Raw genomic sequence first — 13006 nt, 5'->3', positions numbered from 1 at the left:
CGCGGCGGGAGTGTGCGGATCAGCCGTTGCGCTGCTGGAAGTCGTGCATGAACGCCGCCAGCGCCTGCGCGCCTTCCAGCGGCATGGCGTTGTACAGCGAGGCGCGGATGCCGCCGACGGCCTTGTGCCCCTTGAGCGCGAGCAGGCCGGCGGCCTTGGCCTCGGCGACGAAACGTGCGTCCAGGTCGGCGCTGGGCAGGAAGAAGGGGATGTTCATGCGCGACCGCACCGCCGGCGCGACCTCGTTGCGGTAGAAGCCGCCGGAGCCGTCGATGGTCTGGTAGACCAGCGACGCCTTGGCCGCGTTGCGGCGGGCAAATTCGGCCGTGCCGCCCTGCGCCAGCATCCACTTCACGGTCAGGCCGAGCAGGTACCAGTTCCAGGTCGGCGGGGTGTTGAGCATGGAATCGCGCGCCGCGTGCGAGCGGTAATCGAAGATGTCCGCACGCGGCTGGCCGGCGCGTTCGAGCAGGTCGCGGCGGACGATGACCACGGCGATGCCGACCGGGCCGAGGTTCTTCTGCGCGCCGGCGTAGATGACGCCATAACGCGAAACGTCGATCGGCTCCGAAGCGATGGAGGAACTGAAGTCGGCCACCAGCGGCACCGCGCCGACGTCCGGCACCTCGCGGAACTCGACGCCGTGGATGGTCTCGTTGGCGGTGATGTGCACGTAGGCCGCATCGTCGGAAAGCCGCCACTGCGCACGCGCGGGAATGTCGCGGAAGCCGCCGGCCTCGCCGTCGGCGGCGATATTCACGTCCACGTAGGGCCGCGCCTGCCGGACCGCGGTCTTGCCCCAGTGGCCGCTGACCACGTAGTCCACCCGCTGCCCGGCCGCGGCGAGGTTCAACGGCAGCAGCGCCTGCTGGGTGGTCGCGCCGCCGCCCATGAACAGTACCGCGTAATCGTCGGGGATGCCGAGCAGGGTGCGCAGGTCGGCTTCGGCCTGCGCCGCCACCGCCACGAACTCGGCGCTGCGGTGGCTGATCTCCACGATGGACGCGCCCACGCCGTTCCATTCCAACATCTCCGCCTGCGCCTGGCGCAGGACCGATTCCGGCAGGGTCGCGGGGCCGGCACTGAAGTTGAACGCGCGCGTCATGTCACACCTGTCCAAGGGGAACCGCAAGTATGCCGCAGCGCAACAGGCTTTGGGGGCAGCGGAAAAGTTGCATCTGCAGCCAATCCGCCCGTGCAGCAGGGGCATGCATGGCGAGGAACGCAGGGCTCAGCGGGCGCCGAACAACAGCAGCGCGCTCAGCGCGCCGCCCAGCAGCAGCGCACTCAGCAGCAGCCATGGCCAGCGCCGTGCAGGCGGCGGCGGGACGTCGGCGGCGGGTTCGCCCTCCTCCATCCCATCCGCGTCTCCGACGACAGGGAACCGGGCCGACTGCGCATCCAGCGGCACCTCCAGCACGAAGCGCTGGTTGCCGTCGAACACCACCTGGTCACCGCCCTGCAGCCAGCAATGGCGGACCGCGACGCCGTTGACCCGGCAGCCTTCCGGCGATCCCAGGTCGCGCAGCAGCACCCGCTCGCCATGGCGCTCGAAGCGCGCCTGCTGCTCGGGAAAGACCGGGTCGTCGATCACCATGTCCACCGCGCTGTCGCGGCCAATGGTGCGGGGCTGATCCAGGGTGTAGCAGCGCCCGTGATGGCGGCCGCCGACGCCGCGCAGCAGCACGCGCAGGTCCTCGCCTTCCTCACCGCCGGCCGCCGGCGGCTGCGCGACGGGCTCGCACTCCCCGCGCAGCAGCATCTCCACACCGTCGGCATAGACCGAATCGCCGGCGCGCAGCAGCGCCATGCGCCGCACCGGGCGGCCGTTGACGTGGATGCCGCGGCGGCCGCTGGCCACCTGCAGCCAGACCCCGCGTTCGTCGGTGCAGAAGCGCGCCAGCAGCAGCGGGCCGACGCTGTCGTCGCCCAGCCGGACCTGCCCGCTGGCGTCGCGGACGATGCGCTGCACCCCCGGCGCGAGGGGCTGATCGGGCTGCTGGCGATTGCTGAAATGGACTTGCAGGGTGCGCACCGGCGGCAGCCTAGCAGGTTGGCAGGACATGCAGAAGGTAGGCGCGGGACTTGGACTGCGCCGCGCGTGTCCGCACAATGCCGCACCCTCAACTCCACGCCAGCTGCCAGGAGACCTGCATGTCCACCATCGACATCCGCCACGCCCATTCCCTGACCGAAGAGCGCGCGCGCGAGGCCATCGCCGAGGTCGCCCGCAAGCTGCAGGAACGTTTCGAGGTTAATGCCCGCTGGGAGGGCGACACCCTGCACTTCGCCCGCTCCGGCGTCGACGGCGCGATCGAGATGCTGCCCGGCGCGGTAAGGGTGAAGGCCGAGCTGGGTTTCCTGCTGTCGGCGATGAAGGGCATGGTCGAATCGGAGATCCAGCGGGTACTGGCCGAAAAGCTGGGCTGAACGAAAGCGCCCCGGGCCGGATTCCATCACGCCGCGCAGGCATCGCCGCCGCTACGGTGTTCCCCGGTCGCCAGCACAGAGGAACGCCACCATGAACACCCACGAACACCACGATGCCGGCCGCGACGCGGGCGGCGCCGCGCATGACCGGACCGGGCGTGCCGGCCGCAGCCTGGGCGAATCGGCGCAGCAGGTATGGCTGGCCGGACTTGGCGCGCTGTCGCGGGCCCAGGCCGAGGGCAGCCGGCTATTCGACTCATTGGTCCGGGAAGGCGAATCGATGGAGGCGCGCAGCCGAGAGGACTCCGCGCGCGGCGAGAGCCTGCGCGACTCGGTCGAGTCCACCCTGGGCAATGCCCGCGAACGCGCGGCCGGCACCTGGGACCGGGTCGAGAAATCCTTCGAGGACCGCGTGCAGCGGGTGCTGCGGCGCATGGACATTCCCAGCCGCTCGGACATCGAGGCGCTCAATGCGCGCCTGGACGCGCTCAACCACCGCCTGAACCGCGCCGAGGCCCACGCTACCCCGTCCCAGTCCACGTCGCCGCAGCCGCCCGGAAAACCATGATGTTGCAAAGCAACATCAACTGAGCAAGAATCGACCCGACCCGCCAGCAGTACCGCGCCGTTTGTTCCCTCCCCTCACGGCTCCGGATGGCGGGTTTTTTGTGCCCGCCGTCCATCGGCCGCAACCTGGCGGTCACCGAAGGGCGATGCCGGGAGCGGTCCGGACGATTCCTTCAGTCCGTCCGGAGCGTCCACGCTCCAGTTCCATCAGCGCCCCTGCGTCCGAACGCGTGCGCGACCCCGCGCCGCCGATCCATGTCCTCTGGCTAGCGCACGATCAGATCGATCAGCCACTGCGCCTTCCGATAGGGCGGCTTAAGCAGGTCGCCGCCGGTGCGCCGCGCCTGCCACAGGATCGGCAACTGCTTGCTCATCGCGTCGAAGCCGCTGCGGCCGTGGTAGGCGCCCATGCCGCTGGGGCCGATGCCGCCGAACGGCAGGCTGTTGATGGCGAAATGGAACAGCGTGTCGTTGACGCAGATGCCGCCGGCCAGCGTATTGCGCAGGATCGTCTCAACGCGGGCGCGGTCGTGGCTGAACGGATACAGCGCCAGCGGCCGGTCGTGCGCGTTGACGTAGGCGATGGCCTCCTCCAGCGAGCGCACGCTGCGGATCGGGAACACCGGGCCGAAGATCTCCTCCTGCATCACCGTCGCATCCTCGCCCGGCTCCAGCACCAGGGTAGGCGGGAACAGCCGCTGGGCCGGATCGGCCTCGCCCAGCACGATCACCTCCAGCCCGCGCGCGCGCGCGTCGTCCACCTGCGCCTGCAGCCGCGCGTACTGGCCGTCGTTGACGATGCGGCTGTAGTCGCCGTTGCCGGCCAGGCCCTGCCCGTAGCGCGCGCGCACCTGCTCGCGCAGCGCCTGCACCAGCGCGTCGCGGCGCGCCGCGTCGACCAGCACGTAGTCCGGGGCGATGCAGGTCTGCCCGCAGTTGAACCACTTGCCGGTCGCCAGCCGCGCGGCGGCCTGCTCCGGCGGGTAGTCGTCGCAGACGATGGCCGGCGACTTGCCGCCCAGTTCCAGCGTCAGCGGAGTCAGGTTCGGCGCGGCGGCGGCCATCACCTTGCGCCCCACCGCGGTGGAACCGGTGAATACCAGGTGGTCGAACGGCAGCGCGGCGAAGGCGCCGGCCACGTCCGCGCCGCCTTCGGCGACGGCGACGCGGTCGGCCGGGAACACCTCGGCCAACAGCGTGCGCAGGAAGGCGCTGGTGCGCGGCGTGTGCTCGGAGGGCTTCAGGTAGGCGTGGTTGCCGGCGGCGATGGCGGTCGCCAGCGGGATCAGCGCCAGGTTGACCGGGTAGTTCCACGGCGCGATGACGCCGACCACGCCGACCGGCTCGGGACGGATCTCCGCGCGTGCCGGCCAGAAGCGCCAGCCCACGCCGACGCGGCGCGGCTTCATCCAGCGGCGCAGGTGCCGGCGCAGGTGGTCGATCTCGTTGAGCACGGTCATGCCGTCGGCGATGCGCGATTCGTGCGGCGAGCGATGGCCGAAGTCGGCGGAGATGGCGGCCGCCATCTCGTCAAGCCGCCGCTTCAGGGCCTCGCGCAGGCGCAGCAGGTCGGCGCTGCGCTGCGCGTGGTCCGGCTTGTGCGCCTGCCAGGCGGCGCGCAGGCGGTCGAGGGTCGGGCGCAGTTCGGCGGGGGGCGTGGTGGCGTTGGTGTCCATGCGTCCAAGTCTACGAGGGGCGTCGATTCCGGCGGTGCCGCGGCAGGAGAAGCCTCCGCATCCATCGTGGATGCGGAGGCTTGCGCCAGCACCGGCAGTGCCGGCGGCTACGGCATGTGGCGTTGGATCAGAACCGGTACATCAGTTCCATGCCGTAGAAACGCGGTTCGCTGATGCCGGCGGCGGTGGTGCCGACCACCGTGGTGCCATAGGTGTACAGGCCGTTGACGTAGCGGTTGTCGAACGCGTTGTTGACGTAGGCGGCCACGCTCCACTGCGTGGAGGGCGAGCGCCAGCGCAGGTACAGGTCGGTGCGGTTGCGCTCCTCGCCGATGGTGAAGGTGGCGTAGCGCCCGCAGTTGCCCTGGCTGGAGGAGCCGGAGTTGCAGCGGCCGCGGCCGCCGTAGGAATGGCGGGCCGAGAACATCAGGTCGCCGTATTCGCCCAGCGGCACGGTGTAGGCGGCGCCGGCGGCGAAGGACAGGTTCGCCTCGCCGGTCGGCTGCCCGCTGAGGTCGATGCCGTCCGGGGTGACGAAATCCTTGTAGGTCGAATCGATCCACTCCACGGCGAAATCCATGCTCAGCCGGTCGGTGGCCTGCCAGCGCGCGCTGAAGTCCACGCCGCGCGCAGTGAGGTCGCTGGTGCTGACCACGTAGCGCGGGATGTCGGCCGAGGTGTCCAAGCGGATCGCCTGGCGGTTGTCGTACACGTAATAGAACGCCGAGGCTTCGTACTGGATGCGCAGCTCGCGCAGGTCGCGCTTGATGCCGGCCTCGAAGTTCCACACGCTTTCGTTGTCGAAGGCCGCGCCCGGCGAGAACACGTTGTAGCCGCCGGCCTTGTAGCCCTTGGCCACCGAGGCGAACAGCATGGTGTCGTCGGACGGGTGGTAGTCCACGACCAGGCGCGGGCTCCAGTCGCTCCACGCGTTCTTGGCGCGGTTGGTCACGCCCTTGTTGGCCATCGAGATCGGGTCGCTGAAGGCCAGGTCGAAACCGGCCAGGAACGCCGCGTCGATCGGGATCAGGCCATCGCCGTCCTCGTCCATGGCGCACAGGCCCAGCGCCTCGCACGGCACCGGCTGCGGCAGCACGCCGTATTGCTCCAGCGTCTGCAGCGCCTGGTTCAGCGCGTCGGCGCGGTGGTAGTCGTTGAACCAGGTGAACTTCTTCTCGTCGCGCGTATAGCGCAGGCCGAAGGTCAGGTTCAGCTTGTCGGTCGCGTGCCAGATCACGTCGCCGAACGCCGCATACGCGGTGGCGTCCACCGTGTTGTCGTACGACTCGCGCCATGGATGGCCGAACAGCTGCACGGGGATGCCGTAGAAATCGGCCGCCTGCTGCAGCATGCCGAACAGGGGCATCCCATACAGGCCGGCGGCGGCGGTATTGATGCTGTCGCTGGTCAGGTCGACCACGCTGGACTGGCTGGCCTTCTCCTGGAACCAGCTGGCACCGGCCACCCAGTCCAGGCGCTCGGTGTTGCCGCTGAACTTGAACTCCTGGTACCAGGTGGTGTTGTCCTCGATGTTGATGGTGTCCAGGTACAGCTCGCGGCGGTTGGTGCCGTCCTCCTCGGCGCGGTTGTAGGTGTCGAAGGTGCGCCAGGAGGTCATCGAGCTCAGGTGGCCCCACTCGAAGGCGTGGTCGAGGATCAGGGTCGCGCCATCGAACTTCCGGGTCTCGTCGTTGTCGGGCACGTCGGTGTACGCGGCGTGGCCGAACGGGTCCTGGTAACGCGCCGGGTCGGCGGGCACCGGCGGCACGTCCGGCGCCGGCGGCAGCGCGACGATGCCGATGGCCGGGCGCGAGCGCTGGTCCAGGTCCTCGTGGTCCCAGCTGAGCAGCATCTGCGTGTTGTCGCCGATGTCCCAGCGCAGCGCCGCGCGCGTGGCCCAGTTGCGGCCATCGTCCAGCGGCTTGCCGGTGGCCGCGTCCTTCATCCAGCCATCGGTCTGGCTGCTCATGGCATTGAGGCGGAAGGCCGTGGTTTCACCGGCCGGCAGGTTGAGCATGCCGTCGAAATACTGCTTGCCGTAATTGCCCATGCGCACGCGCGCACGGCCTTCGAGCTCGTTGCCGGGGCGCTTGGTCACGATGGATACCGCACCGGCGGCGGTGTTGCGGCCGAACAGCGTGCCCTGCGGTCCCTTCAGCACTTCGATGCGCTCCACGTCCAGGAACGGCAGCACCGTGCCGCCGCCGCGGCCGGCATAGACCCCGTCCACGTACACGCCGACGGTGGGATCGGTGCCGATGCCGAAATCGCCGGTGCTCAGGCCGCGCAGCTTGAAACCGGCCTGGGTCGGCTGGTCGTCGCTGACCGACAGGCCCGGAACGAAACTGTCCAGGTCGCCGAGGTTCTCGGCCATGGTCTGTTCGATGACGTTCTCGCCCACCACCTGCAGGGCGATGGGCACGTCCTTGAGTTCCTGCTCGCGGCTCTGCGCGGTGACCACGATCCGGTCCAGTTCGATGGCCTCGGCCTGGGCGGGCGCCGGCGGCGGTTGCTGCGCCTGCGCGGCCAGCGCCGGCGATGCCAGCAGCGAAGTCAGCAGGGCCTTGCGGACACCACGCGTCAATCTGTTGTACGTCATCGAGTTCCCCTTTCCCATTGAGTTCCCCTCACGTCGATTCCGCGCGGCGATGCGGGGCCGTGTGCCTGTTCCAACCACCTGCCTATGCGCCGCACTCCTGCGCGGACATGGCCGCGATCCACTGCCGTATCAGTTCCACGCCCTCCTCGTGGACGATGCTGCGCCCCAGCTCCGGCATCATCACGCCGGGGTCGGTGCTTTCCATGCGGTAGGTCAGGATCGAATCGTCCGGCTTGCCGGGCGCGATGTCCCAGGCCCGGTTGCCGGTGCCCTGCCCCGCGGCGATCGGCAGCTTGCAGCGGCCTACCCGCAGCGGATCGTGGGTGTTCGAATCCAGCCACATGCCCGACGTGCGCGCCGCGCCCTTCTGGCTGTGGCAATGCCCGCAGTTGATGTCCAGGTACGAACGCGCACGCGCTTCCAGCGGCGCCTGCGCGTCGTTCCAGGCGACGTTGCGCGGCAGCTCGCCGGCCGGCACGTCGGCCAGATAGCCCACGTCCTGCCAGTGCCGCAGCTGGTTGGCCTTGCCGCCGGCGTAGGCGAAGTCGTGGTTGAGGTGCCGCGCTTTCGGCCCGATCGGGAAAATCTGCTTGGACTTGAGGTCGGTGCCGTGGCAACCGGCGCACTGGTTCTCGTCCGGCACCAGGTATTCCAGCTGCTGGCGCTTGCCGTCCGCGCCGGCCAGAGTCAGCGGCACCAGCTCGCCGGTGCGCATCAGCCGGGCCTCGTTCTGTTCGGCGTTCCACACGTACGGCAGCGCGACCCAGCCCGAGGCGCGGCGCACCAGCAGCCGCGTCTCCACCAGCCGCACCTTGGCCAGCGTCAGGCCGCCGTCCGGCTCGGGGCCGGTGTCCTCGCTGCGCAGCACCGTGTCGCCTTCGCCACGGGGGTAGTAGAAGGTCTTGCTGATGATGGTGCCGACCGGGAAATCCATGGCCTCGTCCGGCTGGTAGCGCGCCGGCGTGCCGGCCGGCATCCACACCGTGCGCAGCTTGTGCGCGTGGTCGGTGAACAGCGCCGAGTCCAGGTCGTAGGGCAGCACCTGGGCGTTGAGCCGCAGCCGGCCGTCGGCCACGTACAGCACGCTCCAGTCGGACAGGCGCTCGGGCATGCCCTCGGCGAAGAACTGCACCGGCTTCGGCGCCGGGGTGCGGGCGCAGGCGGCCAGCATCAGCAGCGCGGCCAGCGCCGGCAGGGAGCGGAGCAACGACATGCGCGCCACCTCAACCGCGCTTCAGGTCGACCGCCGGCAGCGACGGCAGCGTGCAGTCGTAGGGCCTGGCGTCCTTGCTCGGGTTCTTGTAGCCGCCGGGACCGTCGGCGTTGAGCACGCCGGACACGTCGCGCAGGCAGATCTGCGGGCCGTCCTTGCGCTGCGGGTTGACGTAGCCGTCGAACAGCACGTCCGGGAAGCTGCCGGTAAGGCCGTACATCGCCACCTTCAGCGCCTTGAAGTCCATCCGGTCGGGCGAATCGCCGCCGCCGGACAGCCGGTTGCCGTGCACGTGGATGCGCTCGGGGTACGGATCGAACTCACCGGAGGCCTTGTCGTCCTTGTAGCCGGTGGAATACACGCTGGAGACGATGATGTTGGCGGTCTGGTTGCCGGTAATGTCGTTGTCGAAGATCTCGATGTTGTCGTTGGAGTTGATCACCACGCCGCTGCCGGCCGGCACGCTGGCCACCGGCGTGCCCTTGGCGCCGAAGTTGTCGTGGTTGTTCTCCACCACCTTGTTCTTGAACACGCGGATCGCGTCGCCCTGCTGGGTCAGCGCCGGCATGTTGAACACCAGGATGCCGCCGGTGTTGCCGGTGGCCACGTTGTCGTACACGTCGGCGTTGATGGTGTTCTCGATCTCGATGCCGGCCACGTTGCGCTCGGCGCGGTTGTTGCGCACGATCACATCGCGCGACTGGCCGACGTAGATGCCCGAATCCGAGGCGCCGATCGCCACCGAGTTCTCGATCAGCACGTTCCTGCACAGCACCGGGTACAGGCCATAGCCGCCGTTGCTGGTCTTGGGGCCGCCGGTCCATTCCACGCGCACGCCGCGGATGGTGACGTTCTCGGACTGGCTGATCTTGAAGCCATCGCCCTTGCTGTCCTCGATCGCCAGGTTCTCCAGGGTGAAGCCATCGGCGTTCACCAGCAGGCCTTCGGCGCCGGCCTTCTGGCCCTTGAAGCTGAGGATGGACTTGTCCATGCCCTTGCCGCGCAGGGTGACGTTGTCCACGCGCAGGCTGAGGCTGCGGTCGAACTGGAAGATGCCTTCGGGCACCTCGATCACGTCGCCGGGCTTGGCGTCCAGCAGCTTCTGCTGCAGCACCTTGGCGAAGCCGGCATCGCCGGGCGCCGGCGCCGGCGTGTCGGGCGCCTTCTGGCAGCCGGAGAGAAGGAGCGCAAGAGCGCCGATCGTGCCGACAAAAATGCTGCATTGCATGAATTCTCTCCCGTACGTGCTCGCCAAGTCTGCGCCGCAGTCTGGTGCGTATTGACGCGTTGCGCGAAGGGCCGAAGCGGCATACAAAGGGGGGCAAAACGGACAATCGGAAGGATTTCGGATGCGTTTCAACACCGCAATCGGTGATCGCCTGTCCGTCGCCGACCGGCCCACCAACATCCTCTGCGGCCTGATGCAGCTGGCCGCCGAGCGGGGCGTGGACTGCGACGACTGGTTCGCCGGAACCCGCCTGCAGCCCGCGGAAATCAGCCTGCCCGACACGCGCATGTCCTACCGCCAGGCCAGTACCGTGATCCGCCGCGCCCTGCTTGCGCTGTCGATGGAAGGCCTCGGGCTGGAACTGGGCAGCCGGCAGAACCTGGGCAACTTCGGGCTGCTCGGGCTGGCGATGAAGACCGCGCCCGACTTCGGCGAAGCGGTGCGCATCGGCCTGGCCTACCAGCGCAGCAGCGGCGCGCTGATGGACATGTCGCTGACCGAACGCGACACCGACTGCCTGGCCGCGGTCGCCACCGCGCCGGACGAGGCCTGCGACCTGCTGCCGTTCCTGTGCGAGGAACTGTTCTCCAGCGTGCTGAAACTGATCCACGAGCTGGTCGGCCCCGGCTTCCGCCCACTGCGCCTGGAACTTGGCTACCCGGCGCCGCGCTATGCGCAGCGCTACCGCGAGGTGTTCGGCTGCGACGTGCGTTTCGACCAGTCCCGGCACGCGATGGTGATCGAACGCTGCTGGCTGGAACTGCCGTTCGCCAGCTACAACCCGGTGACCTCCAACCAGGTGCTGACCCTGTGCCGCATGCAGCTGGATGCGCTGCCGGCGTGCGGCGAAACCACCGCCGCGCTGGAAAGCCACCTGCGCATGCGCCTGCGCGACAACCCGCAGATGGCCGAAATGGCCGCCGAACTGCACCTGAGCGAACGCACCCTGCGGCGCCAGCTCGCCGAGGAAGGCACCTCGTTCAGCGCGGTCCACGACCGCGTGCGCACCAACCATGCGATGGAACTGCTGCGCGACCCGAAGTTGAGCATCGTCGCCATCGGCGGCCAGCTGGGCTTCAACGACGCGCGCGAATTCCGCCGCGCGTTCAAGCGCTGGACCGGGCGCGCGCCGAGCCAGGCGCGGCGCTCCACCGGCTGACTGGCCGAGACGGCACAGCGCGCTGGTACCGGCTTGGATCGATGCCGACAAAGCGCCAGCGCGGCGAGTCCCGCTTGCGCGGCATACCGCCACGCGCTCTCCAGGCGGTTGTCCTGATCCGGGCGAAGACCCAAAAGAAACGCCGCGCATCGCTGCGCGGCGTCTGCCGTTGCCCTGCGGTGCCGATCAGGCGCGCAGCTGCGCCAGCGCCTCGCGCGTCATCGGATCGGCGATCTCCACCGCCTCGCCCTGCAGCGCAGGCAACAGCTGGTTGGCCAGCTGCTTGCCCAGCTCCACGCCGAACTGGTCGAAGGCGTTGATGCCCCACACCAGCGACTGCACGTAGACCGCGTGCTCGTACATGGCGACCAGCGCGCCCAGCGCGTGCGGGGTCAGCGCGTCGAGCAGGATCAGCGTGCTTGGGCGACCGCCGGGATACTGGCGGTGCGGATCGTCGCTGTCCTGGCCGTTGGCCAGCGCCTCGGTCTGCGCCAGCAGGTTGGCCAGCAGCGCCTGGTGGTTGACGGTGTACGGGTCGGCGTTGTGCACGCAGCCGATGAAATCGGCCGGCACGATGCTGGTGCCCTGGTGCAGCGCCTGGAAGAAGCTGTGCTGCACGTCGGTGCCCGCCCCGCCCCACCACACCGGCACGGTGTCGGCGTCGACCGGGCTGCCGTCGAGCTTGACCCGCTTGCCCAGGCTTTCCATCACCAGCTGCTGCAGGTAGGCCGGCAGCAGCGCCAGGCGCTGGTCGTAGGTCATCACCGCGTGCGTGGCGCGGCCGAGCGCGTTGCGGTTCCAGATGTCGGTCAGCGCGTGCAGCACCGGCAGGTTGCGTTCCAGCGGCGCGCTGGCCGCGTGCGCATCCATTTCCGCCGCGCCAGCCAGCAGCTGGCCGAAGCGCTCGAAGCCGATCGCCAGCGCGATCGGGAAACCCACCGCCGACCACAACGAGTAGCGGCCGCCGACCCAGTCCCACATCGGCAGCACGCGCGCGGCGTCGATGTCGAAGGCCTTGGCCGCGCGCTCGGGATTGGCGCTGACCGCGTACAGGCGCTCGCTGCCGCCCAGCCAGTCGCGCAGGATCGCGCCGTTGAGCAGGGTTTCCTGGGTGCCGAAGGTCTTGGAGATCAGGATGCCGGCGGTGGTGGCCGGGTCCAGCGTGGCCAGCGTGCGCTGCATCGCCGCGCCGTCGACGTTGGAGACGAAATGCACTCGAAAGCGCGCGCCGCTGGCCGGACGCAGCGCGTCGGCCACCAGGCGCGGGCCGAGGTCGGAGCCGCCGATGCCGACGCTGACGATGTCGGTGACGTCGCTGGCTTCCAGCGCCTGGACCAGTTCGCCCATGCGCCGCTGCACGGCCACCGCCTCGGCGTGTTCGGCCGCCGCCTTCGGGCTGGCGTCGCCACGCAATGCGCTGTGCAGCACCGCGCGGCCTTCGGTGACGTTGATCTTCTCGCCGCTGAACAGGCGCGCGAAGCCGCCGGCGACATCGCACGCGGCGGCCAGCTCGAGCAGCGCCTGCAGGGCCGCGCGGTCGTAACTCTGCCGCGCGAAGTTCACGTACAACGGACCGACCTTGAACGCCAGGGTTTTCACCCTGTCCGGCTCGGCGGCCAACAGCGAGGGAATACCCGTGCCCTGCAGACGCTGGGCGTGGGCGTGCAATGCGGTCAATCCGTTGTGCGTTGTCATGCGGCCTGTGTGGGGATGGAGTGGTTGGTATGGGTGATGCGGTTGTTGCCGTCGACGTAGACCAGCTTGGGCTGGAAGCTGTCGGCCTCGGCTTCGCTCATGCCGGCGAAGGCGGCGATGATGATCACGTCGCCCACCTGCACGTGGCGCGCGGCGCCGCCGTTGAGCGAGATCACGCCGCTGCCGGCCTCGGCGCGGATGGCGTAGGTGGAGAAACGCGCCCCGTTGGTCACGTCCCAGATGTGCACCTGTTCGAACTCGCGGATGCCGGTGGCTTCCAGCAGGTCGCCGTCGATCGCGATGGAGCCTTCGTAGTTCAGCTCCGAATGGGTGACGGTGGCGCGGTGGATCTTGGTCTTGAGCAGGGAAAGTTGCATGGCGATGCCGGAATACTGCGAAAGAAAGCACGCAGTCTAGCACCGGCGCGGGCCCTTGCCCG

Annotated in this window: 11 protein-coding genes; 3 read left to right on the top strand and 8 right to left on the bottom strand. The window is 69.2% G+C overall.

The annotated features are described in order from the left end of the window. Positions 1-19: 19 nt before the first annotated feature. Complete coding sequence (gene serC / locus CQ393_RS03195; RefSeq protein WP_153190181.1) at positions 20-1105, bottom strand: phosphoserine transaminase; 1086 nt, start codon at positions 1103-1105, stop codon at positions 20-22. Positions 1106-1231: 126 nt separating this feature from the next. Continuing rightward, positions 1232-2035 (bottom strand): FHA domain-containing protein, encoded by an 804-nt coding sequence (locus CQ393_RS03190; protein ID WP_343199479.1) that lies wholly within the window; start codon positions 2033-2035, stop codon positions 1232-1234. A 119-nt stretch (positions 2036-2154) separates the two neighbouring features. On the opposite strand from CQ393_RS03190, the gene CQ393_RS03185 reads away from it, so the two are divergent. Both CQ393_RS03185 and CQ393_RS03180 read left to right on the top strand, forming a co-directional pair. Further along, a complete protein-coding gene (locus CQ393_RS03185; protein WP_153190179.1) occupies positions 2155-2430 on the top strand; it encodes a polyhydroxyalkanoic acid system family protein in 276 nt (91 codons plus the stop codon). A 91-nt stretch (positions 2431-2521) separates the two neighbouring features. Then, complete coding sequence (locus CQ393_RS03180) at positions 2522-2998, top strand: phasin family protein (protein WP_153190178.1); 477 nt, start codon at positions 2522-2524, stop codon at positions 2996-2998. A 265-nt stretch (positions 2999-3263) separates the two neighbouring features. Here CQ393_RS03180 and CQ393_RS03175 read toward each other — a convergent pair whose 3' ends face one another. The 4 genes from CQ393_RS03175 to CQ393_RS03160 form a co-directional block, all read right to left on the bottom strand. Continuing rightward, entirely contained in the window at positions 3264-4673 is a 1410-nt protein-coding gene (locus CQ393_RS03175) for a coniferyl aldehyde dehydrogenase (RefSeq protein WP_153190177.1), read from the bottom strand. A gap of 127 nt (positions 4674-4800) precedes the next feature. Further along, positions 4801-7272 (bottom strand): TonB-dependent receptor, encoded by a 2472-nt coding sequence (locus CQ393_RS03170; RefSeq protein ID WP_194269571.1) that lies wholly within the window; start codon positions 7270-7272, stop codon positions 4801-4803. Between the two features lie 82 nt (positions 7273-7354). Further along, positions 7355-8485 carry an SO2930 family diheme c-type cytochrome gene (locus CQ393_RS03165; protein WP_153190175.1) on the bottom strand — a complete coding sequence of 377 codons (1131 nt, stop codon included), beginning with the start codon at positions 8483-8485 and terminating at the stop codon, positions 7355-7357. A 10-nt stretch (positions 8486-8495) separates the two neighbouring features. Beyond that, positions 8496-9713 carry a parallel beta-helix domain-containing protein gene (locus CQ393_RS03160; RefSeq protein WP_153190174.1) on the bottom strand — a complete coding sequence of 406 codons (1218 nt, stop codon included), beginning with the start codon at positions 9711-9713 and terminating at the stop codon, positions 8496-8498. Between the two features lie 121 nt (positions 9714-9834). On the opposite strand from CQ393_RS03160, the gene CQ393_RS03155 reads away from it, so the two are divergent. Further along, on the top strand, positions 9835-10872 hold the full coding sequence (locus CQ393_RS03155; protein WP_153190173.1) for an AraC family transcriptional regulator: 1038 nt from the start codon (positions 9835-9837) through the stop codon (positions 10870-10872). 186 nt (positions 10873-11058) lie between these two features. On the opposite strand, the gene pgi is transcribed toward CQ393_RS03155, so the two are convergent. Then, positions 11059-12567 (bottom strand): glucose-6-phosphate isomerase, encoded by a 1509-nt coding sequence (gene pgi / locus CQ393_RS03150; RefSeq protein ID WP_153190172.1) that lies wholly within the window; start codon positions 12565-12567, stop codon positions 11059-11061. Further along, on the bottom strand, positions 12564-12944 hold the full coding sequence (panD, locus tag CQ393_RS03145) for an aspartate 1-decarboxylase (RefSeq protein WP_153190171.1): 381 nt from the start codon (positions 12942-12944) through the stop codon (positions 12564-12566). Before panD ends, pgi begins: the two co-directional genes overlap by 4 nt. Between the last annotated feature and the right edge of the window lie 62 nt (positions 12945-13006).

Source organism: Stenotrophomonas sp. MYb238, from assembly GCF_009496535.1.
Classification (GTDB): Bacteria; Pseudomonadota; Gammaproteobacteria; order Xanthomonadales; family Xanthomonadaceae; genus Stenotrophomonas.
This window is presented reverse-complemented; position numbering and strand designations above follow the sequence as displayed.